This window comes from Aidingimonas lacisalsi (assembly GCF_008079445.1).
Taxonomy (GTDB): Bacteria; Pseudomonadota; Gammaproteobacteria; order Pseudomonadales; family Halomonadaceae; genus Aidingimonas; species Aidingimonas lacisalsi.
The window spans coordinates 90642-117365 of record NZ_VRYH01000001.1 but is presented as its reverse complement, the minus strand read 5'-3'; the positions used below and the strand labels follow the sequence as shown (position 1 = coordinate 117365).

Annotated in this window: 24 protein-coding genes; 10 read left to right on the top strand and 14 right to left on the bottom strand. The window is 60.4% G+C overall.

Annotated features, from left to right (window positions below; translation table 11 throughout):
• Positions 1 to 40 precede the first annotated feature (40 nt).
• Positions 41 to 781 (bottom strand): YdcF family protein, encoded by a 741-nt coding sequence (locus tag FVV99_RS00525; protein ID WP_201744993.1) that lies wholly within the window; start codon positions 779 to 781, stop codon positions 41 to 43.
• A 153-nt stretch (positions 782 to 934) separates the two neighbouring features.
• Here FVV99_RS00525 and FVV99_RS00520 point away from each other — a divergent pair, with 153 nt between their 5' ends.
• The gene (locus FVV99_RS00520) at positions 935 to 1186 is read left to right on the top strand and encodes a hypothetical protein (RefSeq protein WP_148252057.1); all 252 of its coding nucleotides are present in this window, start codon (positions 935 to 937) and stop codon (positions 1184 to 1186) included.
• Here the strand turns inward: FVV99_RS00520 and FVV99_RS00515 are convergent.
• Both FVV99_RS00515 and FVV99_RS00510 read right to left on the bottom strand, forming a co-directional pair.
• On the bottom strand, positions 1161 to 2210 hold the full coding sequence (locus FVV99_RS00515) for a C45 family autoproteolytic acyltransferase/hydolase (protein WP_148252056.1): 1050 nt from the start codon (positions 2208 to 2210) through the stop codon (positions 1161 to 1163). The genes FVV99_RS00520 and FVV99_RS00515 overlap by 26 nt on opposite strands.
• A 2-nt stretch (positions 2211 to 2212) precedes the next feature.
• Positions 2213 to 3004 carry a dienelactone hydrolase family protein gene (locus FVV99_RS00510; RefSeq protein ID WP_148252055.1) on the bottom strand — a complete coding sequence of 264 codons (792 nt, stop codon included), beginning with the start codon at positions 3002 to 3004 and terminating at the stop codon, positions 2213 to 2215.
• A gap of 182 nt (positions 3005 to 3186) precedes the next feature.
• On the opposite strand from FVV99_RS00510, the gene FVV99_RS00505 reads away from it, so the two are divergent.
• Positions 3187 to 4386 carry an ABC transporter substrate-binding protein gene (locus FVV99_RS00505; RefSeq protein WP_148252054.1) on the top strand — a complete coding sequence of 400 codons (1200 nt, stop codon included), beginning with the start codon at positions 3187 to 3189 and terminating at the stop codon, positions 4384 to 4386.
• 71 nt (positions 4387 to 4457) lie between these two features.
• Here FVV99_RS00505 and FVV99_RS00500 read toward each other — a convergent pair whose 3' ends face one another.
• From FVV99_RS00500 to FVV99_RS00450, 11 genes are all read right to left on the bottom strand, one after another.
• Positions 4458 to 5738 carry a branched-chain amino acid ABC transporter permease gene (locus FVV99_RS00500; RefSeq protein WP_148252053.1) on the bottom strand — a complete coding sequence of 427 codons (1281 nt, stop codon included), beginning with the start codon at positions 5736 to 5738 and terminating at the stop codon, positions 4458 to 4460.
• Positions 5738 to 6742, bottom strand: coding sequence for a branched-chain amino acid ABC transporter permease (locus tag FVV99_RS00495; RefSeq protein ID WP_148252052.1), 1005 nt, complete (start codon positions 6740 to 6742; stop codon positions 5738 to 5740). Before FVV99_RS00495 ends, FVV99_RS00500 begins: the two co-directional genes overlap by 1 nt.
• 24 nt (positions 6743 to 6766) lie before the next feature.
• Positions 6767 to 7471 (bottom strand): ABC transporter ATP-binding protein, encoded by a 705-nt coding sequence (locus FVV99_RS00490; protein ID WP_148252051.1) that lies wholly within the window; start codon positions 7469 to 7471, stop codon positions 6767 to 6769.
• 20 nt (positions 7472 to 7491) lie between these two features.
• Positions 7492 to 8268 (bottom strand): ABC transporter ATP-binding protein, encoded by a 777-nt coding sequence (locus FVV99_RS00485; protein WP_148252050.1) that lies wholly within the window; start codon positions 8266 to 8268, stop codon positions 7492 to 7494.
• 254 nt (positions 8269 to 8522) lie between these two features.
• On the bottom strand, positions 8523 to 8834 hold the full coding sequence (locus FVV99_RS00480; protein ID WP_148252049.1) for a hypothetical protein: 312 nt from the start codon (positions 8832 to 8834) through the stop codon (positions 8523 to 8525).
• 84 nt (positions 8835 to 8918) lie between these two features.
• Positions 8919 to 9545 carry a CerR family C-terminal domain-containing protein gene (locus FVV99_RS00475; RefSeq protein WP_148252048.1) on the bottom strand — a complete coding sequence of 209 codons (627 nt, stop codon included), beginning with the start codon at positions 9543 to 9545 and terminating at the stop codon, positions 8919 to 8921.
• A 4-nt stretch (positions 9546 to 9549) separates the two neighbouring features.
• Positions 9550 to 12645: an efflux RND transporter permease subunit gene (locus FVV99_RS00470; protein WP_148252047.1), complete on the bottom strand. Its 3096-nt coding sequence runs from the start codon at positions 12643 to 12645 to the stop codon at positions 9550 to 9552.
• 7 nt (positions 12646 to 12652) lie between these two features.
• On the bottom strand, positions 12653 to 13771 hold the full coding sequence (locus tag FVV99_RS00465; RefSeq protein WP_148252046.1) for an efflux RND transporter periplasmic adaptor subunit: 1119 nt from the start codon (positions 13769 to 13771) through the stop codon (positions 12653 to 12655).
• 189 nt (positions 13772 to 13960) lie between these two features.
• Positions 13961 to 15790, bottom strand: a complete 1830-nt coding sequence (typA, locus tag FVV99_RS00460; RefSeq protein ID WP_148252045.1) for a translational GTPase TypA — start codon at positions 15788 to 15790, stop codon at positions 13961 to 13963.
• 102 nt (positions 15791 to 15892) lie between these two features.
• The gene (locus FVV99_RS00455) at positions 15893 to 16882 is read right to left on the bottom strand and encodes a polysaccharide deacetylase family protein (protein ID WP_148252044.1); all 990 of its coding nucleotides are present in this window, start codon (positions 16880 to 16882) and stop codon (positions 15893 to 15895) included.
• Between the two features lie 71 nt (positions 16883 to 16953).
• The gene (locus FVV99_RS00450) at positions 16954 to 17628 is read right to left on the bottom strand and encodes a glycosyltransferase family protein (RefSeq protein ID WP_148252043.1); all 675 of its coding nucleotides are present in this window, start codon (positions 17626 to 17628) and stop codon (positions 16954 to 16956) included.
• A gap of 464 nt (positions 17629 to 18092) precedes the next feature.
• On the opposite strand from FVV99_RS00450, the gene glnA reads away from it, so the two are divergent.
• The 8 genes from glnA (at position 18093) to FVV99_RS00410 (ending at position 26715) form a co-directional block, all read left to right on the top strand.
• Positions 18093 to 19499, top strand: coding sequence for a glutamate--ammonia ligase (gene glnA, locus FVV99_RS00445; RefSeq protein ID WP_148252042.1), 1407 nt, complete (start codon positions 18093 to 18095; stop codon positions 19497 to 19499).
• Between the two features lie 144 nt (positions 19500 to 19643).
• Entirely contained in the window at positions 19644 to 20207 is a 564-nt protein-coding gene (locus tag FVV99_RS00440) for a DUF4124 domain-containing protein (RefSeq protein ID WP_148252041.1), read from the top strand.
• 189 nt (positions 20208 to 20396) lie between these two features.
• Positions 20397 to 21467, top strand: a complete 1071-nt coding sequence (gene glnL, locus FVV99_RS00435) for a nitrogen regulation protein NR(II) (protein WP_148252040.1) — start codon at positions 20397 to 20399, stop codon at positions 21465 to 21467.
• Positions 21460 to 22875: a nitrogen regulation protein NR(I) gene (gene glnG, locus FVV99_RS00430; protein ID WP_148252039.1), complete on the top strand. Its 1416-nt coding sequence runs from the start codon at positions 21460 to 21462 to the stop codon at positions 22873 to 22875. Before glnL ends, glnG begins: the two co-directional genes overlap by 8 nt.
• Positions 22876 to 23013: 138 nt before the next feature.
• Positions 23014 to 23976, top strand: coding sequence for a hydroxymethylglutaryl-CoA lyase (locus tag FVV99_RS00425; protein WP_148252038.1), 963 nt, complete (start codon positions 23014 to 23016; stop codon positions 23974 to 23976).
• A 2-nt stretch (positions 23977 to 23978) separates the two neighbouring features.
• The gene (locus tag FVV99_RS00420) at positions 23979 to 25184 is read left to right on the top strand and encodes a CaiB/BaiF CoA transferase family protein (protein ID WP_148252037.1); all 1206 of its coding nucleotides are present in this window, start codon (positions 23979 to 23981) and stop codon (positions 25182 to 25184) included.
• Positions 25185 to 25249: 65 nt separating this feature from the next.
• Positions 25250 to 26245 (top strand): Bug family tripartite tricarboxylate transporter substrate binding protein, encoded by a 996-nt coding sequence (locus FVV99_RS00415; protein WP_148252036.1) that lies wholly within the window; start codon positions 25250 to 25252, stop codon positions 26243 to 26245.
• Entirely contained in the window at positions 26242 to 26715 is a 474-nt protein-coding gene (locus FVV99_RS00410; RefSeq protein ID WP_148252035.1) for a tripartite tricarboxylate transporter TctB family protein, read from the top strand. The genes FVV99_RS00415 and FVV99_RS00410 overlap by 4 nt, the downstream gene beginning before the upstream one ends.
• Positions 26716 to 26724: the final 9 nt, after the last annotated feature.

Here is a 26724-nt window from a genome sequence, read left to right as displayed (position 1 = left end):
GAGGATAGGCTGTCCGTTGATGCAACGATGCAGAGGCACTCTACCGACCCTGGACGTCGTTGACCAGTAGCCCCAGCCATTCATGCAGCGCCTGGGTGCTCTGTCGCAGGAAATAGGCTCGGGGTAGCCAGCCTGACGGGCCCTTGGGCGGCGGACTCGCCATGTCCGTCGGGGCGGGAATGACGGTCAGGCTGGTGCGCTCGAATGCGGCGACAGCGCGTGGCATGTGCCATGCCTGGGTAACGAGCAGGATACGTTCGATATTGTTCTCTTCGAGCAGCGCAGCACTGTTGATGGCATTCTCGATGGTGTTGTGGCTGTCGCCTTCCTGCCATGTCGCGGTGAGTCCGAACGCATCATTCAGGGCGTTAGCCATCAACGTTGCTTCACTGAGGGTTTCTCCATGGGGTCGGCCGCCACTGACCAGGATTGGCAGTTCGGCGTGGCGGGCGAGCAGGGCACCATAGGCCAGTCGGCGCCAGGTAGGGTTGGCGGGAGCATCGCCCCAGTCGAATTCGGCAGCGCGGTAATCGCGACCTCCCCCCAGGATCACGATGGCTTGCGCCGATGCGATGATCTCGTCATCGGGGGGCGAGTAGGTTTCGAGGCCCGAGCGCACCCAATGGCTGCCGATCGGTGTCGACAGCAGTAGCAGACTGCCCAGTGCCAAGGCGGCCAGAGAGCCTCCCAGCCCGTGGTGTACCCGCCATAGGGCCATGCCCAGCAGCGTCAGACAGACATTGGCCAGTGGCGGTAACGCGAGGTATTTCAGCCAGGTCACATCCATGTCTCCAGCATGCATGAGATGGCTGACCACATCACGCGTTGCTTGTGGCCTTGACAAATTGTCGCATGCAGCCTAATTTCTCATATGTAAATAACAATTATTATTATTTATTGTCTTGGCTTGGGCATTATCACGAAGGAGGTCACGATGTCTTATCAGATCGAAACGCGTCTCAAGGGGGGGAACCCGGTGGTGCAAATCTGCGATGCCTCCTCGGGGTCGGTGCGTCTGGCATGGGAATATCCACGCGCATCACCGGAGCTCTCGTCCGCAGACGATGAGGCCTTGCTGGCGTTGCGCAAGGACGAGGCGGTCCACGAACTGTTCCGTCGGCTGTTCTTGCTGACGACGGAGCAGTACCTGAAAGGCGAAGTCACAGCGATACCCGAAGAGCGCTGAGGGGGCGGCAGGGTTTGCCCAGTCTGACGTGAAGTTCGCGTCGATCGAGATTCATGACCACCGAGAACAGCGTTTCCATGCGCTCGGACTCGGGCTGTGCCGGATTGTGATGACGGCAGATGGAGACGGGCGAGTTGTCATGATCACTCAGGATCGCAAACAGAGTCTCGACGTTGATCTCGTCCGGCTCGGTACGCATGTCCTTGAGGCACGCGTTATCTAGACATCGTTGCAGTCGATCAAGACGGCTATGGGAATCGGCGCGAGGGAAGTCGGCTAGCCCAGGGGATGCGCACAAGTGGTTGGTGTGGGTCACGATGCCGTCGTGCGGTGAGATTTCTCCGGGGGGATCAGGCTGAACTTCGAGGCCAACAGCGTCGCCGCCGCTCCCGGCGAGCAGGAAATGGGCAGGCGAGGCAACCCTGTCGTCGGTTGCCACACGCTTGGCAGCGGCAAAGTCCGGACTTTCCAGTATCTTGCGTAGTGCCACGTGAATCGGGAGGCCGGTGCCGCAGGTTCGTGAGCGAATGGCATTGAGCCCGACACCGACGCCAACCTCGTTGAGGCCGATCTTGGCGAGCATGCCTGCCTCGCCAAGGCTGATCAGCGCCGGAGCGTCATTGGTCGCGATTCGCAAGGCGACCACATTGTGCTGCTGGTCGGCGCGCCAGTCCCAGTTCTGAGCAAGCCACTGATTGCCGCGCGCAAGCGAGAAGGCCGAGCAGCCGCCATTGGCCTGGGTCAACGATATCTCGCTACGGCAGTTGAGCGTCAGGATGTCGTCGAAGTCGACGCCGGCTCCATGCGCCAGCCCCACGATTTCGTCGAGAATGGCTGGGAAGTGGCGTTCGATGGCAGGCAAAAAACGTTGCGCTTGCCGCCTGGCCGTTGGCCAATCGAGCCCCACGAAGTCGTGAAAGAGGTGATCATAGACCGCCATACCACGGTGAATTTCGTCAGCATGCCGGCTGCCATGCAATGCGCCGATGGTATGGCGATCTCCTCTGAGTTCGGTTACCTGCATGGTTACAACTGCTGATCCAGGAAGCCGAGGAAAGCGTTCCACGACTGTTCATCGGCACGTTCCTGGTAACGGTCGCCATCGAAGACGGTGAAGGCGTGGGGAGCGCCGGAGTAGACCTGGATCTCGTAGGTGGCACCAACGGCTTCGAGTTCTTCCGAGAGGGTGGCGACATCGTCCATGGTGACGGATTCATCGGCGCCGCCGTGAGCGACCAGGATCGGTGCGACCCCTTCTTCCGGCCATTGCTGGCCCTCCGGTGTGCCGAGACTGCCGTGGAAGCTGGCGTACCCCGTCACCCCTTCGACATCGGCGGAACGGGCCATTTCCAGCACCACGGCACCACCGAAGCAGTAGCCCATGACGACGGTCTTGTCCGGCGCTCCCTTCTCTCGTGCCTGCTCCAGCCCAGCGAGCGTCAACTGGCGCATCCGCTCGCGATCTTCATACAGTTTTTTCGTTTCCGCCTTGCGAGCATCGACCGATTCGGGGCGGTTGCCTTCGCCATAGAGGTCGACGGCGAAGGCAGCATAGCCCTGCTCGGCCAGCATCTCGGCGCGTAACTGTTCGTACTCGTTCAGTCCATCCCAGTCGTGGATGATCAGAACGGTGCCCTTGGACTCTTCCTGGGGGCTGGCTAGATAGCCCTGGAAACTCTCGCCGTCGACGTCATAGGCGATGGACTCGCCGTTCGGGCCGGCGGCCTGAACACTGGAAGCAGCGAACAGCAGGCAACTGGTACCAAGCAGGGCTGCACGATAGGGGAAAGCGAACGGCTTGGCTGTGTTGTTGTTCATAGCGACTCCTGATCGGGGCAGTAGTGGTGAAGGGCAAACGGTCGATCGCCACGTGATGATATTCTTGCTGTCGATGGCGAATAGTATAGACGCCTAACGTTGGTGAAGAAGACTTGAGTTTTGACGGTTAGAGTTCCAGAGTTAAATCGTTACTCCTTTGTTAAGCAACAGCGAGAACAATCATGAAGAAAGTTCTGTTAACGGCAGCGATCGCTGCCGCCTCACTGGCACCCGCGGCGCAGGCGGAAGTCCGGATCGGCTTCCTGGGGGGCTTTACCGGCGCGATCGAGAGTCTGACGCCACCAATTCACGAAGGGGCGCAACTGGCGGTTTCCCAGATCAATGATCAGGGCGGTATGCTCGATGGGGAAACGCTGGAAATGCCCACCGGCGATACGACGTGTTCCGACTCATCGGCAGCCAGCAACGCGGCAGACCGATTGGTGAATTCGGATGAGGTGACGGCCATCGTGGGGGCGCTATGTACCGGTGCCACCATTGCGGCCGCCAACAATGCGGCGATTCCCGGCGGCGTGGTCATGGTATCGCCGGCGTCGACAGCGCCTGCGGTAACCGAACTGGAAGACGACGACCTGGTGTTCCGCACGGTATCCTCGGATGCCTATCAAGGTGAGATGCTGGCCAAGTTGCTGTTGTCGAAAGACATCCAGGATGTCGCCGTCACGTATGTCAATAACGATTACGGGCGAGGCCTGTCGGATGCCTTCGAGGCCACGTTCGAGGCCGAGGGCGGCACGGTAACGGCGAACGAAGCTCATGAAGACGGGCGTGCCGATTATCGCAGCGAATTGGGGGCGCTCTCTTCCGGCGGGTCGCAGAATCTGGTGGTGCTGGCATATGCCGATGGATCGGGACAGACGATTCTGCGCCAGGCCTATGAAGGGGGCATGTTCACCCAGTTCGCCGGTGCGGATGGTATGGTCGGCTCTGGTCTGACCGAGGCGGTTGGTGGTGATGCCCTCGATGGCATGATCGCCACGCGTCCGGGCACGCCGGATATTCCGGGGGCCGGCATGTTCGACGAAATGGCAGAAGAGGCGGGCTTCGATCCCGAGGCGGTATTCGCTTCACAATCCTATGATGCTGCCTTCCTGCTGGCACTGGCGGTGGAACAGAACGGTTCAGACGGTCGTGAAGGGCTTTCCGACGCTTTGCGTGCGGTGGCTTCCGAACCGGGTGAGACGATCCTGCCCGGGGAGTGGGAGAAGGCCAAGCAGTTGATCGCCGACGGTGAGGAGATCAACTACGAAGGCGCTTCCGGTAGTCACGAGTTCGATGAGAACGGCGATGTGCCGGGAATCATCGTCGAGATGCTGGTCGAGGACGGCAACTTCGAGTCCCAGGGGATTCTGGACTTCTGACGTCGTCGTTTTCCGGAACAGCGGGCCCCGGAGATGCGCTCTCCGGGGCCCGTTCATGCTTGACGATCGTATCAGCGATGGTGGGGAACCCGCTCGGGCATCAGCCCTTTTGGCGCATAACGCAATACCAGCGAGATCAGCAAGCCGATCACGAATACGCGAGCCTGCAGGGCGCGGCTATCGAGGTTGCCGGCCGATTCCCAGCCGAACCAGGCTTGTCCTGCCATGACGACGAGGTCCATCAGGAATAGGGCGACGGGCGCTGACATGATCCAGATGATGTAGACCAGCACGGCACCGAAGAGCGTACCCAGATTGTTGCCGGGGCCGCCCAGTATCACCATCGCCAGTACCAGGAAGGTGTGGTTGAGCGGGAGGTAACCGGATGGGTCGAAGATGCTGTTGAAACTGGTCAGTGCGGCGCCGCCGATTCCCATCAGGACACAACCGAAAACGAAGATTTCCAACCGTCGCTTGTTGATGTTCTTGCCCATCGCGGCGGCCGAGACTTCATTGTCGCGAATGGCGCGGATGGTGCGACCCCAGGGAGCATGGTAAGCGCGGTGCAGCAGGAAGAAGATGACCGCGATCATGACGGCCGTGATGGATAGATAGATCGAACGGGATAGCACGAAGCCGAGCTCGCCGGCACCGGGGGTTGGCCACGGCAGTGGCGACACGGTGGCCGTGCCACGGGTCAGCCAGTCGGCGTTCTTGAGAAAGGCTTTGATGATTTCGGCGATACCGAGGGTGGCGATGGCCAGATAGTCGCTGCGCAAGCCCAGGCAGATATGGCCGATGAAATAGCCGATACCGCCGGCCAGGGCGCCACCAACCAGCCAACCCACCCAAGCGGGCAAGCCCATACCACCGATGAAACCGGCTTGCGACTCTATGGCACTGGCAACCGGGGTCAATTGGTTGATGAAGGTGAGATAGGCGATCAGTGCGACGCCCACGGTGAGCACCGTGCGTATGCGGCGGGAAACACCCAATCGGTGAAGCCGGGAGGTTGCCACCACCAAGGCGATGCCCGCCACCAGGGTCAACAGGACACGCGCCAGTTCACCCGGTAAGTCACTGTTCCAGAAATCCGGATTGGGGGGCACGCTGAGCAGCATCGCGCTGACGCCACCGAGTGCCACGAACCCCATGACACCGGCGTTGAACTGGCCGGCATAGCCCCACTGGATGGTCAAGCCCAAGGCGATGATGGCATAGCAGGCGGCTTCGACCGACATGCGTGCGCCATAGGCCGGCCCCATGGCCAGGAAAACGCCGAAGACGGGGATCAACAAGGTGAGGAACAACAGCAGGTCGCGACGTGACTGGGGCATGGCTGACAGTTTCATTACAGCACCTTCCCTTTGAACAGGCCGGTGGGGCGCCAGACGAGAATGGCCACCAGGATGAAGAACGGCACGGTGATCTTGTACTCGGTGCCGACGAAGGCCAGATAGGTCGGCAACTCCCATCCGGCAGGCAACATATCCTGGAAAGGCCGTAAGAGCACCGCCCAGTTGAAAACGGCGAGGGTTTCGGCAAAACCGACCACGAAACCGCCGGCGATGGCCCCGTAGGGATGGCCGACTCCGCCGACGATGGCGGCTGCGAATATCGGTAGCAGCAGGAAGAAGCTCAAGTCGGGTTTCAGGACGACATCCAGCGACAGCAGAGTTCCGGCGGCGGTTGCCAGGGCACCGGCGATCATCCAGGTCACGGCGATGACGGTATTCGTATTGATGCCCGAAACTCGCGCCAGGTCAGGATTATCCGACATGGCGCGCATGGCCTTGCCCAGCCGCGATCGGGTGAGAAACCAGTGCAGGGCGACGACGGCACCGACTGTGCAGAAGAACAGGATGATCTGCGGTTCGGTAATGACGATCGGGCGCGTGGCCAATTCCCCGGGAAGCTCGAGGCGAAAGATGTCCTTGCGCTCGGCGATGTACAGGCTGCGGGAGCCGGTTCCTGCAAACAACCGGATCAGGCCCTGCAGCATCAGTGTCACACCCAACGAGCCGATCACCAGAACGATGGGTTTGACGTTATGGTCACGCAGCGGTTTATAGAACGCTCGATCGATCCCCACGGCGACGATGGCGGTCAGTACCATGGCGATGGGCATCAGAATCAGGGCCGATGGCAGACCGACGGCAACGCCGACTTCGGGAAACAGCATCGTCAACCCCAGCACGAAGAAGGCGCCCAGCGTCATCATGTCGGCATGGGCGAAGTGGGCGAAACGCATGATGCTGAATACCAGCGTCACGCCGATGGCACCCATGGCATAGATCGAGCTGCTTACGGTCCCCGACACCACCACGTTGTTAATGAAGAACACCAGTTCGTTCAAGATATCGCTCCTTGCATGACTCAATCAGCCGCCCAGGAAACTGCGGGCGACTTCCGGATCGTTGAGCAGGTTCTGGCCAGTGTCGGTGAAGCGGTTCTGTCCGGCGGCCAGCACGAATCCCTTGTCGGCAATACCCAGCGCCTGCTTGGCGTTCTGTTCGACCATGAGGATGCCGACACCGGCGGCGTTGATCTCCTTGATCCGGGTGAAAATTTCGTTCATGAACAGTGGCGATAGGCCCGCCGTGGGCTCATCCATCAACAGCAGGCCGGGTTCGGTCATCAGGGCTCTCCCCATTGCGACCATCTGGCGCTGGCCACCGGAAAGTTCGCCGGCCGGTTGCCGGCGTTTTTCCACCAGCGGGGGGAACAGTTCGAAGACATGGTCAAGCAGACGCGTATGAGGACGTGGCTTGATGTAGGCCCCCATCTCGAGATTTTCCTGAACGGTCAGGCTGGGGAAGATATTGTACTCCTGCGGCACAAAGCCCATTCCCATCTGGACCAGCTTGTTGGGCGCGACATTGGTGATGTCTTCGCCACGCAGTCGTATCGAGCCCTGGCTCACCTGGAGCAGGCCGAATATGGCCTTGAGCATGGTCGATTTGCCGGCACCGTTGGGCCCGACGATAACGCCGATTTCATGTGCTTCAATGGCCAGGTCGACGCCATTGAGAATATTCATGCTGCCGTAGCCGCCATGCACGTCTTGTGCGTCGAGTAGTGGCATTGGTTATATCTCGGCTCGTGTCAGTCAGTGGTCGCACCCGCGCCGAAATAGGCTTCGATGACGTCGGGGTTGTTCTGTATTTCGTCGATGCTGCCTTCGACCATGACGCTGCCTTGGGTCAGCACAATGACGGGATCGCAGAGTCGGGCGATCATGTCCATGTCATGTTCGATGACCAGAAAGGTGTAGCCACGCTCACGGTTGAGACGTTCGATATTGTTCACCAGATCGCCCAGCAACGTCCGGTTGACCCCGGCGGCGATTTCGTCGAGCAGCACGACACGGGCTTCGGTCATCATGGTACGGCCCAGCTCGAGTAGCTTTTTCTGACCTCCGGAGAGGTTGCCGGCCAGTTCGTTGCGTACATGATCAAGCCCGATGAAATCGATGACTTCCAGCGCTCGTTCGCGAACGTCTCGTTCCCGGTCGCGAACCTTGCCGGGTTTCAGCCAGGTATGAAACAGGTTTTCGCCGGGCTGAGCCGGCGGCACCATCATCAGGTTCTCCAGTGCGGTCAGGTGCGTGAATTCATGGGCTATCTGGAAGGTGCGAAGCAGGCCACGATGAAAGCGTTGATCCGCAGTCAGTGGGGAGATCTCTTCCCCGTCGAGGAAGACCTGGCCGGAATCCGGGGCCAGGTTGCCGGCGATGATGTTGAAAAGGGTCGACTTGCCGGCGCCATTGGGTCCGATCAAGCCCGTAATCGAGCCTTCGGCGACGCTCAGCGAGCAGTCATTGATGATGGTCGGCCCGCCGAACGTCTTGTTGACGTGGCTGACTTCGATAATGGACGACATTCAAGCCCCTGGGCAGTTGTAGCTTTTGTGAATCGGGGTCATGGTCCAGCGTATTCATCGATACTGGCCAGCAAATACTTTGCGCTACCTGGCGCCTCTTGACCAGAGGACGAACGTTTAGCTTACGTTGGCGGGTCCATCTGGTCATGACCGTGGCTGCTTTGGCAAGCACGGCGGCACGGTGTAGCTCGTCGATCGTCGTCTGGCGTGTTCCCTGGCTTTCTTGAGAGTCGTTGATTAGGGCTGCGTGACGGTCAGTCGTCTTCGTCCTCCGGTTTGGGTGGCTCGAAGGCGCGATAGTCATCCGGCAGTCGTACGGTATCGCCCAGGGCGAGCTTGCCGTAGGCGTTGAGACGGCCGCCATTTTCCGGATCGATCAGGGCGACGACATCGCCGATACTGGTGCCGTCGATATAGGCGGCGACCTTGATACGCACGATCTTGCCCTGAAAACGGGCCGAAAGGACGCTGCCGGCGTAGGGGCGAGCGTAGTCATTGGGATCCTTGGCATAATAGTCACTGACACTGTCGTGGCCGGGAGCGTCCCATTCGACATGCTTGTGCATCTTGGCGTCCTCCGTTACCTCTTGTTCCTATAGCCTAGACGGTTTTGCTGCTAACGAAAATGGCCCTGGAAGCAGCCAGGGCTTTCAGTCCGATGTGGTGTAGAGACGTAGATGCGAGGCGACGACGTCTTCGATGGCTGCGAGTGTGTCGGTGTCGAAGGTCTGGAGTTCCAGGCGTCGCAACAGAGGCTCGCGTCCGATCAGGAAGAAAACCACCTGGCCGACCAGGGTATGCACTTCGATGATGGTCCTGGGGTCGTCGGCATCGCGGCCGGTGAGTTGGCCGATCAGCGCGCTCAGGGTGGCCTGAACGACGCCGAAGGCCTGGCTCTGCAGGATATCGAAGGCTTCGCTGGGTCGAACCTGTTCACGGATCACCAGCAATAACCACTGGCGGAGTTCGATGTCTTCGGCAAAGGTGCGGACCATGCGTCTAACGATGGCGTCCAGCAACTCTCGAGCCGCCGTCTGATCCTCTGGTGCCTCGAGTGGCTTGGTCAAGCCCAGGCGCTGGCGGATGGCGCCGGCGATATAGTGCGCCGCCGCCAGGTAGAGTCCGTGCTTGTTGTCGAAGTAATAGGCGATGGAGCCGATGTTGGCTTGCGCTTCGTCGGCCAGCATGCGAGTGGTGGTGGCTTTGTAACCATGCTCGCCGAACAGGCGGATACCGGCATGTATCAGACGGTCGCGGGTAGTGTCCTCGGTCGTCATGGGGTCAGACTCCGCGCTCGGGTGCTTGGGTGTCGATGGCGAAGAACATCGTGTAGAGCACCGGCACCATGCCGAGGCTCATGACCGTGCCGACGCCCAGGCCGAAGGCCATGGCCGCAGCCATGCCGTAGAATAACGGGTCGTGGCCGATGATCAGTGGCAAAAAGCCCAACACGGTGGTGATCGTCGACATCAGAATGGGGCGCAGGCGGCGTGCCGATGCCTTGATCACGGCGTCGCGTCCGGCAGTGTCCGCGCCGGCGGCGCGGCGTTCGATATCGATGCGGTCGATCAGCACGATAGCATTGTTGATGATGATACCAGCCAGACTGTAGAGACCGAGCATCACCATGAAGCCGAAATCGGCCCGCGAGGCCAGCAGCCCCAGAGCGACACCAACGATCACCAAGGGAATGGTCGCAACGATCAACAGTGGCCGCTTGAAGGAGTTGAACTGGGCGACCAGCAGGATGAAGATCAGGCCGATGCACAGTGGCAGGTTGGCTTGCAGGGCGGCTTGTCCCTCCGCCGATTCCTTCACCACGCCGTCGAATTCGATCCAGTGACCTGGAGGCAGGTTGGCCTCGAGCTCGCGCAGTGCCGGCTCCACCCGCGGAACCATGTCCTCCGCAGTGAGATGACGATTGCGTCCCTCGATCGTGATGGTGCGTACCAGATTTTCCCGGTCGATCCGGTAGTAGCCATTGTCCAGGCGGACGTCGGCGACCTGGCTCAGGGGCACGCCATCACCGGGAGAATCCAGCGGATAGACGGTCAGCGACTTGAGTCGCTCGACGCTGGCACGCTGTTCCTCTGCATAGCGCATCATGATCGGAATGATGTCGTCCCCTTCGCGGTAGTGACTGAGGTGGTAACCGTCGATGGCGCCCTGCAACGAGCGGGCGATGTCCTCGGAGGTGATGCCGGCATTGCGGGCCCGCGCCTGATCGACAGCGATGGTCAGTGCGGGTATCCGTGCCTCCCAGCTCTGGCGAATGCCCTGGGCACCATCAAGCCCACCCAGAATGGTTTCCACGTCCTTGGCCGCTGTGAATAGTACCTCCCGATCCGGTCCCTTGACCTGGACCTGGAGCAGGGTGCTGTCGGACGGACCCAGAAACATTCGCGTCACCTGGGGAGAGATATCTGGCTGGTGAGTGGCGAGATACTCGCGGGTGGCATGGATGACGGCATCGACACGCTCCCGGTCGGCCACGTTGAGTACCATGAAGCCCTTGTTGGGTGCTGGATCGATGGGCGTCAGCGAGAGCACGAAGCGTGGCCCGCCGAAGCCGGAGTAGGCGGCGATACTGGTGACGTCGTCGTGCAGTGCCGGTGCCTGTTGCAGCGAATCGCTCAATTCCTGCATGCGCCGGTCGGTGGCGTTCTCGGCGATGTCCGAGGGAAAGTCGAGCGTCACCAGCACCTGGCTGCGGTCCGAATCGGGGAAGAATTTCTGGGGGACGAATTGCATCATGGCTACGCCGGCCACCAGAGCCAGCCCCATGGCGACGAGGAACGGCACGCGGTGATGGAGTACGCGGGCCAGCAGTCGGGCATAACGTTCCGACATCCAGCGAAACAGCCGGTCGGAAAGGGAGGGGGCGCTGTCCGTTCGTGGTGTGCTCGGTGCCTTGAGAAAACGGTGGCAGAGTACCGGTGTCACCGTCAGTGACAGGAACCAGGAACTCAGCAGCGTGATGGCGATGACGATCGAAATGGAGCGGGTATATTCACCGGCCACGTGTTCGGCGAGCATCAGCGGCAGGAAGACCAGGATGGTGGTCAGGGTCGACGAAAATAGCGGCAGGGCCAGTTCGCTGCCCGTCTCCTTGAGGGCCTGGTCGCGATGGTGGCCCGCCTCCAGGCGGGTCTTGAAATCCTCGGCGATGACGATGGCATTGTCCACCAGCAGACCCAGTGCGATCACCAGGGTGGCCAGGCTTGCTCGCTGTAGGGTCATTTCCGTCAGCCCCATGATGGCCAGGGTCACCAGCATCACGGCAGGAATGATCGAGCCCACGATCAAACCTGTGCGCAGGCCGAGGAACAGCACTACCACGGCAAGGACGATGACCAGCGTCTGCATGACGCTGGACGTCACACCGTAGACGGCGTTGGCGACCTGATCGGGCTGGAAGGTCATGATGTCGAGCCGGTAGCCCGCCGGCAGGGTGTCACGCAACTCGTCCAGGCGTGCTTCGACCGCATGGCCGTAATCGAGCACGCTTTCTCCCTCGAGCATGGAGATGGCGAAGACGATGGCCGGTTTGCCGTTGAAATAGGCGGGTCGATCGACCGGGTCCTGGTAGCCGCGATGAATCTCGCCCAGATCGCGAAGTCGCAGAGTGCTGCCCTCGGGAAGACGGATCTCGGTGTCGCCGAGCGCCTCGAGGCTTGCGAACTCGCCGGAGACCTCCAGAGCCAGTCGCTGCTCACCGGCGTCGAGCACGCCACCCGGCGGATAGATGTTGCGGCTCTGGATCTGGCTGGACAGCTCGGCGGGCGATAACCCCACTTCGGCCAAGCGAGCCTCGGCGATATCGATGAAGACACGTTGCTCCTGGATGCCCAGCAACTCGACCTTCCTGGTGCCCTCGACACCGTAAAGCGAGGTACGTATGTGCTCGGCGATTTCCTGCTGCTGGGCCTGAGGGAAGTCGTCGGCGGTCAATGCCGCAGTGACCACCGCCACGTCTCCGAAGTCGTCGTTGACGATTGGATCTTGGGTACCATCGGGCAGTTCCGGCTTCGCTGCCTCGACCTTCTCGCGCAGTTCATCCCAGATCTGGTCCAGGTTGAAGTAACGATCCTGGATTTCCACATGCAGGATCGAGCGGCCGCGCATGGAGGTTGACTCGATGCGTTCCACCTCGCCGATGGAGCGGATGCTCTCTTCCAGAGGTTTGGTAATGTTCTCTTCCACTTGTTCCGCTGGTAGTCCGGGAAAAGCGGTGGTCACCAGCGCCTCGCGGATAGTGATCTTCGGGTCCTCTCGGGCGGGCATGGTGACATAGCTGAATATGCCGTAGAGCATGGCCACTATGGTGGCCAGGTAGAGAACGGAACGGCGCTGGTGGGCGAGCTGGCTCAGGTTCATGATGGCCTCAGTTATAGCGTTCCGGGCCCTGGCCGAGCAGATCGACGTGCTGGCCGGGGCTCACGAACTCGGCGCCTCGAGCAACGATGCGCTCGCCTGGGGACAGCTCGCCGCGCACATCGGCGTGTCCATCGCCAATCTCGATGACCTCCACATCGATCCGCTCCAGTCGTCCATCTTCACCGATGCGTAGCACATGCGCGCGCTCGTCGGTGTCGTAGACCAGAGATGTGAGTGGGATGGGCAGTGTGGTGGTGTCACCGTCGGGTGGTACGGTCGGGGATAGTTCCACCTGCGCGGTCATGCCTGAACGCAGGCCGGCTGGCGGCTCGTCCAGCGTGAGGATGATCGGGTAGTCGTTGGATGAGCGTGGCTGGGAGCCCAGGTGACTGAGAGTGGCCGGGCTCGAGGCACCACCCAGTGCAGGCAGGGTGACGCGATGGGTCGAGCCGACCGATAGCGAGTCGACCAACGTCTCGGGCACGCTGGCGTTGACGTCGAACCCCTCCCGGTCCGAGATGACCTCGAGAATCGGCTGGCTGGCACTGACGCGCTCGAGAGGCTCGGCCTGCCGTTGACTTACCGAGCCATCGAAGGGGGCCTGTAGTGTCGTCAGGGCGAGGTCGCGTTCGGCGAGGTCCAGGGCGGTGAGTGCCGAAGCATGGCGGGACTCGGCGGTGTCCAGGGCCGCCTGTGCGGTATCGAATTGTGACGCGCTCACATAATCTTTCTGCACGAGCTCCGACTGGCGCTGGTAATCCTGACGCTTTTCTTGCAGCGATGCTTCGGCTTCGCGTGCTTCTGCACGGCGTTGCTGGGCCACCAAGCGGTAACGTTCGTCGTCAATGGTGGCGAGAGTCTCACCGGCCGCAAAGTCATCGCCCACATCTACCGTGACACTCTCGAGTTCACCGGCAATCTCGAAGCTCAGGGTCGTTCGCTCAGCGGCCTGTACCTGCCCCGAGAATCGGCTGATTCGCTGAGTGCCATCCGTCTGGATCGTGTGGCTGTCAACCACGGTCGGTATGTCAGGGGGGGACGTGGCTTCGGGGGAGCAGCCGATGAGCAGGGGAGCGAGACCGATCAGTAGCGTGCAAGCGATTGAGGCAGGTTTGTCGATGGGCATTGGTGCGATTCTCGGAATGAACGTCCATGGCTGCGAGCAGCGTATTAATCAAATGATTAAATTGCAAGTCAACGTCATCGCTGCCCGCTGGGGCTGGCCGATCGGCAGGCCCTGACAGCGCATTGGCGATATCGCGGAACACACCACCGACGCCCCTGGAGAGAGGCGTCGGTGGTGGATGGGAAGGACTTACTTCTTGCTGGCGCGCTTGCGTTCGTGCTCTTTCAGGTGCTTCTTGCGCAGGCGCACGTGGTTGGGGGTGATTTCGACCAACTCGTCGTCATCGATGAACTCGATAGCCTGTTCCAGCGTGAACTGGACCGGCGGTGTCAGCACGAGGTTCTCGTCGTTGCCGGAAGCACGCATGTTGTCGAGCTTCTTGGCCTTGGTCGGGTTCACCACCATGTCGTCGGCACGGTTGTTGATGCCGATCAGCATGCCTTCGTAGACCTCGGTGCCATGGTCGACGATCAGTTTACCGCGATCCTGCAAGGCGAATAGTGCGTAGGTGAGAGCCTTGCCGGAGACCATCGAAATCAATACACCATTGCGACGCTCGATCGAGGCATCGGGTTTGAGCGGGCCATAGTGATCGAAGCGGCTGGTCAGGATACCGGTGCCTGAAGTGAGTGTCAGGAACTGGCCGCGGAAGCCGATCAGGCCGCGTGCCGGAATGATGAAATCCAGCCGTATCCGGCCTTTGCCATCAGGGTGCATGTTGGCCAGCTCGCCCTTGCGATAGCCGATCTCCTCCATGATGGCCCCTTGGTGCTGCTCCTCGCAGTCGATGATTACCTCTTCGTAAGGCTCGCGTTGTTCGCCATCGACCTCGCGGATGATCACTTCAGGGCGACCGACAGCCAGTTCGTAGCCTTCACGGCGCATCGACTCGAGCAGTACCGACAGGTGGAGTTCACCACGCCCGGATACCTTGAATTTTTCCGGCGAATCGCCTTGCTCGACACGCAGTGCCACGTTGTGGATCAGTTCCTGTTCGAGGCGTTCCTTGATGTTGCGGCTGGTGATGTACTTGCCGTCACGCCCGGCAAAGGGAGAATCGTTGACCTGAAAGGTCATCGATACCGTGGGCTCGTCCACTGTCAGCGCCGGTAGTGCCTCGACGGCGGCCGGATCGCAAAGCGTGTCGGATATCGCCAGGTCGTCGATACCGGTGATGCAGATGATATCACCTGCGGTCGCCTGATCGGTCTGGACGCGCTCGAGCCCCAGGTGAGTCATGACCTGTCCGATCTTGCCACGGCGGGTCTGGCCATCGGTGTTGATGACGCTGATCTGCTGGTTGGGACGCACGGCACCGCGCTTGATACGGCCAAGTCCGATGACGCCAACGTAGCTGTTGTAGTCCAGAGCCGATATCTGCATCTGAAAGGGGCCATCGAGTTCCACCTTGGGTGGTTCGACGATATCGGTGATCGCCTCGAACATCGGCGTCATGTCCTCGGCAAGCTGGTCCGGCTCCGGACCCGCGACACCATCCAGCGCCGAACAGTAGATGATCGGGAAGTCGAGCTGGTCCTCGCTGGCGCCAAGGTTGTCGAACAGATCGAAGATCTGGTCGATGACCCAGTCGGGGCGTGCCCCGGGACGATCGATCTTGTTGACCACCACGATCGGCTTGAGGCCCTGGTCGAAGGCTTTCTGTGTGACGAAGCGGGTCTGCGGCATGGGACCGTCGACGGCGTCGACCAGCAACAACACCGAGTCGACCATCGACATCACGCGTTCGACTTCGCCGCCGAAGTCGGCGTGACCCGGGGTATCGACGATATTGATGTGATACGCCTGGTCGTTACCGGGTGCCTGCCATCGAATCGCCGTGTTCTTGGCCAGGATGGTGATGCCACGCTCCTTCTCCTGGTCCGTGGAGTCCATGATGCGTTCCTGGCTCTCGGCCTTGCGGTCGAGTGTGCCGGATTGCTGGAGCAGTTTGTCGACCAGCGTCGTCTTGCCATGGTCGACGTGGGCGATAATGGCTATGTTTCGAAGTTTCTCGATCACGTCGGGATCCTGCTGCGAAAAGTGCGCGCATTATAGGGGCTGCCCCCGGGCTACGGCTAGCGCTATCGATTAAAAAATGATCACCGAGGCCGACTCAGGGGGTCAGGGGTGTCCCAGCAACCAGTCATAGAGGCGGCCGGGGCTTTGCGCTACCGGTTGGCTGATTGGCATGCGGGGCAGTGCCAGCGGGTCGTCATGGTGGCTCAGCCAGCCCCCACTGCCGGCCAGTCCGACTTGTACGCCACATTGGCTGGCTAACTGCTTGAGACGGGACGACGGTTGTGGATCGCTGAAGGCGAAGGCATCGAGTGGCTCCCGGCATAGCTTTGCCAGATCGTGTCGCGAACGGCGAATCTGGAAGCTGGCGGCTTGATCGTCGAGCATGTCGAGCGGATGGGGGCGCACCCCATGGGCGCCGAAGCGGAACAGGCCACTGGCTTCCAAGCGTCGCAGGCTGAAAGGGTCCAGCCCGTGGGGAGCCTGCCCGAGTGCTTGGTGCAAGCAGTCGGTAGCGTCATCCAAGCGCGAGGCCGGTGCTTGCTGCAGCATCGTAAGGTAACGCAACAACGCACGACTGTAGGCATCGTCCGGGTGCTTGGGTGGCATGGGCGGCAGCGGCAGGCCGGCATCGCCCAGCGTATCCCGAATCAGCCCGAGCCGCTGGCGGGACCATAAGCCTTCGGCCAGCACTTCCCACCAGAAACCTCGCGGCTTGCCCAACAGTCCGGTCGTCACGAATACGCTTGCCGGCAAGGCGTAATGGTCGAGTACAGGCGCTGCGGTTTCGGCGGTATCCCGCCAACCGTCGTCGAAGGTCAAGGCAATGCAGGCACGTGGATCCCGGTGTGGTTTGAGGGCCGTGTCGAGGCTGACGATGCGAGCGACTTCCACCAGGCTCATCAACAGGTGGCGGAAACTCTCCGGACCGAGACAGTAAGGGGCACGGTGCGGCAACCTGGCTTCCTGTTCGTCCGGCAGGACCCGATGCAGTATCAGGATGGCACTGCGGCCCCGTAGAGGCTCCGCCAGGCTGCGCCGCCAATGGCCGCGTAGCCGCTGCGCGATGTCGAGTGTCAGATCCAGTCCTTGCATGGCGTTGCTCCTCTACGGAGTCTTGTTAATAGTGTATCGCGTCCTGAGGTGAACGGTAGAGGACGATCGACTTATAGCGTGATTTCGACGACGCGCGCCTGACAGGCGCGTAGCCGGTCAATGAGGTCCTGGTAGGCTCGGTCGTTCAAGGTTGGGTCGAATCCTCCGATACGCTCGAACCACTGGCGTCGGACACATAGCGTGCCGGGCATCAATGGTGGCGTTCGCCATAGCCGGCTGAGGCCACGGGCCTTGCCATGATCGGGGGCTTTGAAAACGACGGCGTCCCAGGCCTGGTCGCTGAGCAGGTGGTCGGCATCGTTAAGCCAATCCTCGCCAAGTTTGCCGCGTGGCGCCAGAAATACGAGAGCATCACCGAGGCATTGACTTGCCACGGCGTTGCCGCGGGCGCCGATCGATGCCTGAGAAACGGCCTCGAAGCGGGCACCGAACCGCCTGCTCATGGTAGCAAGACGTGCATTATGGGCATCGCTGACGACCCGCACATCGGTGCGCCCGGGAAAATGCTGCACGGCATTTCTGAGCGTGGCGAGATATCGGGGCAGGCGTGATGCCATGAGTCCGATATCCACGATGATGCAGTAGCCATTCATCGATGTTGCTGCCTTGTTGAGATGATTCAATGTTACGGATTGTTGGGTGCGTCTTCCGCCGAAAAAGTGCGACATTGCCCCGGTCATGGCCTGATACGGTGAGGGTTTGCAGCCTATGGGGTCGTAGGTCATGCTGTCATCGAATAGAGATAACGAAACAATATGTAATGAATAGTAGTCTTTGGTTTCGCTAGGTATCAATTCTTTTTCGAGGTGATTTTTTTAGTCTCTCTGCCCTTCTGCCGCGCAACCGATGACCTTGGATGCAGCACCTGAACCATCAAGTAGCGACCATTTCGCACCATTATTGTGCTTTTCGATATGGATTCGATCCACTTTGGTGCATTGGGGCGGTAAAAACGACAGCCTTGCGTGATGGCTGAAGTGGGCTGTGATTCATAACTATTTGAAAATAAATAGAAGTACTGGGTTTCTGAGGTGTGGTGCGCCATTTTGGCACGTTGCCTGCATTACTGTCGGGTAGCGTCAATATCCGATAGCGTTTGTCATAATGCCGTGGGCAAGGTGTCCGGGGCATGCTACAAACGACGCTGGACACGCAAGCTAACGATTCGAGCCTTAATGTGGAGGACAACATGTCTGAGAAGACCCTCGCCCTAATCGAAGAACACGACGTCAAGTGGGTCGACCTTCGGTTTACCGATACCAAGGGGAAAGAGCAGCACGTTACGATTCCGGCACGGGATGTCGACGAGGAATTCTTCGAAGAAGGGCAAATGTTCGATGGTTCCTCCATTTCCGGGTGGAAAGGCATCAACGAGTCCGACATGATCCTGCGCCCTGAAGATGGTACGGCGTATCTCGATCCGTTCACCGAAGACGCGACGCTGGTATTGCGCTGCGACATCATCGAGCCGGCGACCATGCAGGGCTACGAGCGCGATCCTCGCTCGATCGCCAAGCGTGCCGAAGCCTTCCTGCAATCGAGCGGGTTGGGGGATACGGCCTTCTTCGGTCCGGAACCCGAATTCTTCATCTTCGATGAAGTTCATTGGAAAGCCGATATCGAAGGCGCCATGTACAAGGTAACTTCCGAGGAAGGTGCATGGGCGACCGATCGTAGCGTCGAAGGCGGCAACCTGGGGCACCGTCCGCGGGTCAAGGGAGGGTACTTCCCGGTACCGCCGGTGGATAGCTTCCATGATATCCGTAGCGCCATGTGCAATACGCTGGAAGCCATTGGTCAGGGCGTCGAGGTGCATCACCACGAGGTATCCAACGGCGGTCAGAACGAGATTGGCGTGAAGTTCAACACGCTGGTCAAGAAGGCTGACGAAGTCCAGGAAATGAAGTACGTCATCCACAATGTGGCCCACGCGTACGGCAAGACGGCGACCTTCATGCCCAAGCCCCTGGTTGGCGACAATGGTAGTGGCATGCACGTCCACCAGTCGTTCTGGAAGGATGGCAATAACCAGTTTGCGGGCGATGAGTATGCGGGACTGTCCGAAACGGCCCTGTATTACATCGGTGGCATCATCAAGCACGCACGTGCCATCAATGCGTTCTCCAACGCTTCCACCAACTCCTACAAGCGTTTGGTGCCGGGCTTCGAAGCGCCGGTCATGCTGGCCTACAGCGCACGTAACCGCAGCGCGTCCATCCGGATTCCGTATACCTCGAGCCCGAAGGGCAAGCGTGTCGAGTGCCGCTTCCCCGATCCGACGGCTAACCCGTACCTGTGCTTTGCAGCGATGCTGATGGCCGGTATCGATGGCATCAAGAACAAGATCCATCCGGGGGATGCCATGGACAAGAACCTGTACGATCTGCCGCCGGAGGAAGGCAAGTCCGTTCCGACCGTGGCGGAAAGCCTGGAACAGGCGCTGCAGGCGCTGGACGATGACCGCAGCTTCCTGACTGAAGGCAATGTGTTCACCGATGAAATGATCGATGCCTACATCGAACTCAAGGAAGAAGACGTGGAGCGTCTGCGCATGACCACGCATCCGGTCGAGTTCGACATGTACTATAGTTGCTGATACGCCGGTGGAAAGTCGGCAGGTCGGTCATCGATCGCAGACTGACATCGTTCAGTCTGCCATCGTGACATAATGAAGGGCTCCGCTTTGACGGGGCCCTTCTTACGTTAGACTCATGACAAGAGCGTTGCCCAGGGAGGGGGAATGATCAGCATGACGCTGCATTGGCGATGGGTGATTGCCGGTTTGGGAAGTTGTCTGCTATCGGCTCATGCTGACACCGATGTCTATCGTGTGACCGATGCCCAGGGTCGGGTCCTGTATACTGACCGACCGGCGCCGGGTGGTCAGCGTGTCGATATTCCGCCGCTGATCGTACTGCCTGCTGCCACCGCCTCTCTGGGTGTGTTGGAGAAAGACACCGGGCAGGCAGCACCGACGGGGTATGACGGATTCCGGATCGTCGCGCCTGGCGATGGCACGACTCTGCCGATTGGCAAGGCGGGGACGGTGTCGGTCGAACTGGCGGTCGAGCCGGAGCTGCATCCGACATATCGAGTGCAATTGCGACTCGATGGTGAGTTGGCCTTGGCTCCGGCACATACCCGCTCGTTTGTCTTGTCCGATCTGGTGCGCGGCAAGCATGTCCTCCAGGCGGAATTGCTCACGGCTGTTGGGAGGGTCATTCAGCGTAGCGCCCCGGTTACGTTGTATGTCCAGCGTGCCAGTCTCCATATGCCCAACAACCCCAATAATCCTGATCGTTAGCGCTTGGGCTCACACCGCGCTGGCCGATGTCGCAGGCATGCGCCTTCTATGATCGATCCCGCCCAGCTAGTGCACTAATATGGTGCGTACAATGACGTTGCACCGCCATGCAACCCGCATTTGCGGCAAGAGCTATGCTGGCGCGCTTCTTGCACATCAATAGTGAAAGCCATTTGTTTGGGATGCACCATGTATCAACGCTTGATGGAACACCTGACCACGGCTGTAGTGCTGCTGGATGGCGCATTACGGGTGCGCTGGATGAATCCTGCGGCAGAAGCCATGCTGGCGGTCAGCCTGGGGCGTGTCCAAGGTGCCTGGCTGGAGAGCCTGGCCGGGTTGGAAGGCGAGGTGGCGTCGGTGTTGGCCAAGGCGCGACGCGACTTCCATCCATTCACCCAGCGTGAAGCCCAGCTCCTGATACCCGGGGGTGAGGCAGTGACGGTCGATTTCACCGTGACGCCACTCTCCGATGATGAATTGTTGCTGGAGATCGAGCCTCGGGACCGGTTGTTGAGAATTTCGCGTGAGGAGGCGCTGATTGCCCGTCAGGAGACGATCAAGGTGCTGTCACGCGGCCTCGCGCATGAGATCAAGAACCCGCTCGGGGGAATTCGTGGCGCGGCCCAATTACTGGAGCGCGACTTGCCCGATCCGCAACTGGCCGAATTCACTCGTATCATCGTGGAAGAGGCGGATCGGCTTCGTGATCTGGTCGATCGCATGCTGGGCCCGAACCGCTTGGAGCAGCATCAGCCGCTGAACGTCCACAAGGTACTGGAGCGTGTGCGTACCTTGCTGATTGCCGAGCATGCCAAGGTCGATGTGGTACGCGATTATGACCCCAGCCTGCCGGAACTTGCGGGGGGGGAAGGGCAGTTGATCCAAGCCGTTCTCAACGTATCGCGCAATGCCGTCGAGGCGCTGGAAGAGCACGGTACCCATGAGCCGAAACTGGTATTGCGCACACGTGCCCGGCGCCAGTTCACGCTGGGGGCGGAGCGTCATCGGCTGGTGTGCGAGGTCGCCATCATCGACAACGGGCCCGGCATTCCTCAGTCGCTGCGTGAAACCCTGTTCTACCCTATGGTCTCGGGTCGTGCCGAAGGTAGTGGCCTGGGTCTCTCCATCGCTCAGTCGATACTGCATCAACATCACGGATTGATCGAATGCGATTCCCATCCCGGGCGAACCGAGTTTCGTCTATTGATTCCCCTGGAGACGTCCACGACTGCCGCTGCTGGAGGCTCTGATGACTGAAGAAACTGCACGTATCGTGATCGTTGACGACGATCGTGCCATTCGCTGGGTGCTGGAGCGTGCCCTGGCCCAGCCGGATCTGGAAGTAGAGAGCTTCGAACGAGGCGATGCTGCATTGGAACGCCTGCTCAAACAACCGCCCGAAGTGTTGCTCACGGACATTCGCATGCCTGGGCTGGATGGGCTCGATCTCATGGCTCAGGTGCGTGAATCCTACCCGGATCTGCCGGTGATCGTCATGACGGCACACTCCGACCTCGACAGTGCCGTCGCCTCCTATCAGGGGGGCGCCTTCGAGTATCTGCCCAAGCCGTTCGATGTCGATGAAGCGCTGTCGCTGGTCAGGCGTGCCGTGGCGCATGCGCGTGAGCGGCAGAGTCCCGCGCGTGCTCCTGAAGGTTTGTCGGCGGAGATCATCGGGGAAGCACCGGCCATGCAGGAGGTGTTTCGTGCTATCGGACGGCTCTCGCAATCGCATATCACGGTGCTGATCAATGGGGAGTCGGGAACCGGCAAGGAGCGAGTCGCTCAAGCGTTGCACCAGCACAGCCCGCGTGCCGAAAAGCCGTTCATTGCCTTGAACATGGCGGCGATCCCCAAGGATTTGATGGAGTCCGAGCTGTTTGGTCATGAGAAGGGGGCTTTCACAGGTGCCACGGCGCAACGGCGAGGACGTTTCGAGCAGGCCGATGGCGGAACGCTGTTTCTCGATGAAATCGGCGATATGCCGCCGGATACACAGACGCGCCTGCTGCGTGTACTGGCGGATGGCGAATTCTATCGGGTCGGTGGCCATCTATCGGTCAAGGCCGATGTAAGGATCATCGCCGCGACGCATCAGAATCTTGAGACGCTGGTCCAAGAGGGGCGCTTCCGCGAAGACCTGTTCCATCGGTTGAATGTCATTCGTGTCCATTTGCCACGCTTGTCCGAACGGCGCGAGGATATTCCTCGTCTGGCCGAGCATTTTCTGGCCGAAGCTGCCAAGGAACTGGCGACCGAATCCAAGGTATTGACCAAGGAAGCCGAACAGCATCTGACTCGCTTGCCCTGGCCGGGTAACGTACGACAGCTCGAGAACACGTGTCGTTGGTTGACGGTGATGGCGTCGGGTCGGGAAGTGCTGATCGACGACCTGCCCCCGGAGCTTCGCCAAGCCGATGACGAAGAAGTCGCGGCTGGTGACTGGCGTGCCGCGTTTCGCGATTGGGCCGACCGCGCCCTGGCCGCCGGCCACACGCACCTGCTGGAGGAGGCCGTTCCCGACTTCGAACGCATCTTGATCGAGACAGCGCTCAAGCATACCGGTGGTCGCAAGGGAGAAGCCGCCGAACTGCTCGGTTGGGGGCGTAATACGCTGACGCGCAAGGTGAAGGTGTTGTTGCCGGCACTGGCGGATGGGGACTGATGCCTACGCCAGCGAGGGAGATGACCTTCTGTGACCTGACGCCATCGGTGCATTGGACGAAAGAGGCATTGTGAGGGTGGACGCTCTCTCGTAGCGTGCCAGGAAGTGCTTGCCACCTTTCATATTGTAGGATAGGTCATGGATGCGTTTCCGTCGGCATCAGACAGTCGTCCCAACCGGGTTCAGGTCACCGAAGTCGGGCTGCGCGATGGTTTGCAGAATGAGGCGGTGAGACTGGCCACGTCGCAGAAGGCCGAGCTGGTGCGCATGTTGGTCAATGCCGGGGTGGGCGAATTCGAGTTGACGTCTTTTGTCAGTCCACGTGCCGTGCCGGCGCTCGCCGATGCAGCGGAATTGGTGGCCGAGCTCCAGGACCTGGAGGACGTCCATTTTTCGGCGCTGGTGCCCAACCAGCGTGGTGCCGAGCGGGCGCTGGCGGCAGGTGTCGATTCCGTGGTCATGTTCGTCTCTGCCTCGGAGAGTCATAACGCCAAGAACGTCAACGCGGGTGTAAGCGAGTCGTTGGCGAGCTTCGAGCGTATCGCGGTACGGCTGGAGGGCAGTGGTATCGAGTTGCGCGGTGCTATCGCCACCAGCTTCGGTTGTCCGTTCGAGGGCGACGTGCCCGTCCAGTCGGTGGTCGAGATCGCCCGCCGGTTCGTTGACCTCGGGGTCACTCGCGTGTCGCTGGGTGACACCACGGGTATGGCAACCCCACCGCTGGTCGTCGATCGCGTTCAGCAGTTACGGCGTGCAACGCCTTCCCTGTCCCCTGCGTTACATTTCCATAATACCCGCGGTATTGGTTTGGCTAACGTCATGCAAGGATTGGCGCTTGGCGTGGAACGCTACGAGAGTTCGATAGGTGGCCTGGGTGGATGTCCTTTCGCGCCCGGCGCTACGGGGAATATCGCCAGCGAAGATCTCGTCTATCTGCTGAGTGAGATGGGAATCGATACCGGTATCGACCTTCAATGCATGATCGATGCTGCCCGATTCGCTTCTCGCTTGATGGGCCGCCCCTTGCCGGGTCAGGTGTCCAAGGCGGGGCCGCGACTGGCGACCAGCGACCGTTCCGCCGTTCCGACTGCCGAGGGGTGAGCATGTCACACGCTGAAAAGGGCGACACTGGAACCCTTGAGGGCATTCGCGTCATCGACCTGACGCGCGTGATATCGGGGCCCTTCTGTACGCAGATTCTGGGCGATCATGGTGCTGAAGTGATCAAGGTCGAGCCGCCGGGGCGTGGTGACGTGGTGCGTTCCCAGGGCAATAAGGTCAACGGGTTCAGCTGGTATTTCGCCCAGTTCAATCGCAACAAGCGCTCCCTGACGCTGGATCTGCGCAGTGATGAGGGCAAGGTCATCCTGGGTCAGCTTCTGGATGACGCGGACGTGCTCGTCGAGAATTTTCGCCCCGGCGTGCTGGGCAAGATGGGCTTGGATGACGAGACGTTGCGTCAGCGTTATCCACATCTGGTCGTGGGGCGCATCAATGGCTTCGGTTCCACAGGTCCCTATCGTGACCGGCCCGCTTATGACTTCATTGCTCAGGCAATGAGCGGTTTCATGAATGTCAACGGTCCCAGCGATGGTGAACCCATGCGTGCCGCCCCGCCGATCAGCGATATGGTGGCCAGCCAGAACCTGGCGTTCGGTATCTGCGCGGCCTTGGTGCGGCGCGCACGCACCGGGGCCGGCGATATCGTGGAAACGGCTCTGACCAACGGCTTGATCAGCATGATGGGCTATCTGGCTGCGGAATTCTTTGCCACCGATCGGGTGCCGGCCCGCACGGGGAACGATCATCCCATGCTCTATCCCTACGGATTGTTTCGAGCGAGCGATGGACAAGTGGCGATCGCGCCAAGCAACGATGCCATGGTCGAACGTTTCCTGGGGGCGCTGGACATGCTGTATCTGTTGGACGATGAGCGTTTCGCAGACAACGATCGGCGCATGGCCAACCGCGAAGCATTGCGTGACATTCTCAATCGGGAAATCGAGCAGCATGGCGTTGATGCGTGGATCGAGCATCTCAATCGTGCAGGTGTGCCGTGTGGCCGTATCCATGATCTGCGCGAGACGTTCGAGGATCCTCAGGTCCTGGCTCAGGAGATGAAGCTCGAAATCGATCAAGGTGCGTTGGGGCGGATTCCGGTCACCGGCTTTCCGGTAAAAATGACGGAGTCGCCTGCTGCAGTGCACCACCCCGTGCCGGCTCTCGGCGAACATAGTCGCGACGTCCTGAACGAGCTGGGCTTCGACGATACGGAGATCGATGCGTTGCGCGAAAAAGGGGTTGTTTGAACTACCCTGCAGGACGCTAGGCTCGATTCCGAGTCACTGATAACAACAAGCGGAGGAACGATCAGATGAGTATATTGAAGCGCGCCCGGCATGGCTTTGCTGCTGCTGCCTTCCTGGGAGCCGGCCTGGCCCTTAGCTCGCCGAGCCAGGCCCTGCCGATCGATGAATGTATTGCGCCGGCCGATCCGGGCGGCGGCTGGGACTTCACCTGCCGTTCCGTTGGCAAGCTGCTGCGCGACCTGGAGCTGGTGGATGGCTCGGTTCAGGTGACCAATATGCCGGGAGGCGTCGGTGCCGTGGCTTTTGCCAACGTGGCCAGCGAGCGTTCCGACGATAGTGATCTCATCGTGGCCACCAGTACGGTGGGGATGACCCAGATCGCTCAGGGTCAGTACCCCGGCGGAGCCGATACCATGCGCTGGCTGGCAATGCTGGGGACGGATGTCGGGGTGATTCTGGTCGATGACGAGAGCGAGTATCAAACACTCGATGAGTTGTTGGACGATATGATCAATGAGCCCGACTCGTTGGCCATGGCAGGCTCCAGCGGCGCGGGCGGCTGGGATCATATCCGTGCCCTGATGCTGGCCAAGGCGGCTGGCATGCCTGCCGACCAGATCAGTAGCGTCAAATGGGTCCAGTTCGATGGCGGCGGCCCCGCCGTGACACAGATGATGGGCGGCCATGTGGATGTCGTGTCCACGGACTTGGGGGAGATCGCCGGCTTCATCGAGTCAGGCGATGTTCGTGTACTGGCCGTGCTCTCCGAGGAGCCTTTGCCTGAGCCGTTCGAGGATCTGCCAACGGCGACCTCGCAGGGCTATGACGTGACCGGCTACAACTGGCGGGGCTTCTATACCGGCGGTGATGTCTCGGATGACGATTACAATGCCATGGTGGAAACGCTCCAGACGCTCTATGACAGCGACGAGTGGAAGGATGTCGCGCAACAGAACGGTCTGGTACCGCTGTGGCGGGGCGGCGAAGATTTCGATGACTTCGTGCGTCAGTCGATCGAGAATGTCCAGGAGGTATCTCGCGAGATCGGGGTCATTGAGTGAGCGAAACCGACGTCCAGCCTGAGCGGATTTCCGGTGTCGTCGGCGACCGGATCGCCGGGGCCGTGCTGTTGGTCCTGGCCGTGGCGGCATGGAGTTATTCCTTCAACTTCACGGCCGGTTTCATGCAACCGGTGGGGCCAGGCGTGTTTCCACGTCTGGTCTGTGTACCGCTTGGCGTCATCTCGCTTTACCTGATCCTGCGCCCCGGGTTCAATCAGCGCTGGCCGCATCGGGCGGCGCTGATTCGCCAGGGCTGTGCGTTGGCCCTGTTGACGAGTTACGGCGCGTTTCTCGAGCCATGGGGCTTCCTGCCAGCCAGCCTGGTCACCGTGATACTGCTGATACGCTTGTTCGGTGCGCGATGGAAACCCGCGCTGGTGTGCGGGGCGGTGCTGACAGTCGGTCTCTATGGGTTGTTCGAGTTCGCTCTGGGAATGCCGCTCCCCAACATGCCCGGCCTCGACTGGTAAAAGGGTCGC

Coding starts and splice junctions, on each gene's coding strand:
- FVV99_RS00470 (WP_148252047.1), bottom strand. CDS start 12,645: ATGAACCTGAGCCAGCTCGCCCACCAGCGCCGTTCCGTTCTCTACCTG.
- FVV99_RS00515 (WP_148252056.1), bottom strand. CDS start 2,210: ATGCAGGTAACCGAACTCAGAGGAGATCGCCATACCATCGGCGCATTG.
- glnL (WP_148252040.1), top strand. CDS start 20,397: ATGTATCAACGCTTGATGGAACACCTGACCACGGCTGTAGTGCTGCTG.
- FVV99_RS00475 (WP_148252048.1), bottom strand. CDS start 9,545: ATGACGACCGAGGACACTACCCGCGACCGTCTGATACATGCCGGTATC.
- FVV99_RS00485 (WP_148252050.1), bottom strand. CDS start 8,268: ATGTCGTCCATTATCGAAGTCAGCCACGTCAACAAGACGTTCGGCGGG.
- FVV99_RS00505 (WP_148252054.1), top strand. CDS start 3,187: ATGAAGAAAGTTCTGTTAACGGCAGCGATCGCTGCCGCCTCACTGGCA.
- FVV99_RS00520 (WP_148252057.1), top strand. CDS start 935: ATGTCTTATCAGATCGAAACGCGTCTCAAGGGGGGGAACCCGGTGGTG.
- FVV99_RS00440 (WP_148252041.1), top strand. CDS start 19,644: ATGATCAGCATGACGCTGCATTGGCGATGGGTGATTGCCGGTTTGGGA.
- FVV99_RS00450 (WP_148252043.1), bottom strand. CDS start 17,628: ATGACCTACGACCCCATAGGCTGCAAACCCTCACCGTATCAGGCCATG.
- glnG (WP_148252039.1), top strand. CDS start 21,460: ATGACTGAAGAAACTGCACGTATCGTGATCGTTGACGACGATCGTGCC.
- FVV99_RS00480 (WP_148252049.1), bottom strand. CDS start 8,834: ATGCACAAGCATGTCGAATGGGACGCTCCCGGCCACGACAGTGTCAGT.
- FVV99_RS00465 (WP_148252046.1), bottom strand. CDS start 13,771: ATGCCCATCGACAAACCTGCCTCAATCGCTTGCACGCTACTGATCGGT.
- FVV99_RS00510 (WP_148252055.1), bottom strand. CDS start 3,004: ATGAACAACAACACAGCCAAGCCGTTCGCTTTCCCCTATCGTGCAGCC.
- FVV99_RS00415 (WP_148252036.1), top strand. CDS start 25,250: ATGAGTATATTGAAGCGCGCCCGGCATGGCTTTGCTGCTGCTGCCTTC.
- FVV99_RS00490 (WP_148252051.1), bottom strand. CDS start 7,471: ATGCCACTACTCGACGCACAAGACGTGCATGGCGGCTACGGCAGCATG.
- FVV99_RS00420 (WP_148252037.1), top strand. CDS start 23,979: ATGTCACACGCTGAAAAGGGCGACACTGGAACCCTTGAGGGCATTCGC.
- glnA (WP_148252042.1), top strand. CDS start 18,093: ATGTCTGAGAAGACCCTCGCCCTAATCGAAGAACACGACGTCAAGTGG.
- FVV99_RS00500 (WP_148252053.1), bottom strand. CDS start 5,738: ATGAAACTGTCAGCCATGCCCCAGTCACGTCGCGACCTGCTGTTGTTC.
- FVV99_RS00455 (WP_148252044.1), bottom strand. CDS start 16,882: ATGCAAGGACTGGATCTGACACTCGACATCGCGCAGCGGCTACGCGGC.
- FVV99_RS00425 (WP_148252038.1), top strand. CDS start 23,014: ATGGATGCGTTTCCGTCGGCATCAGACAGTCGTCCCAACCGGGTTCAG.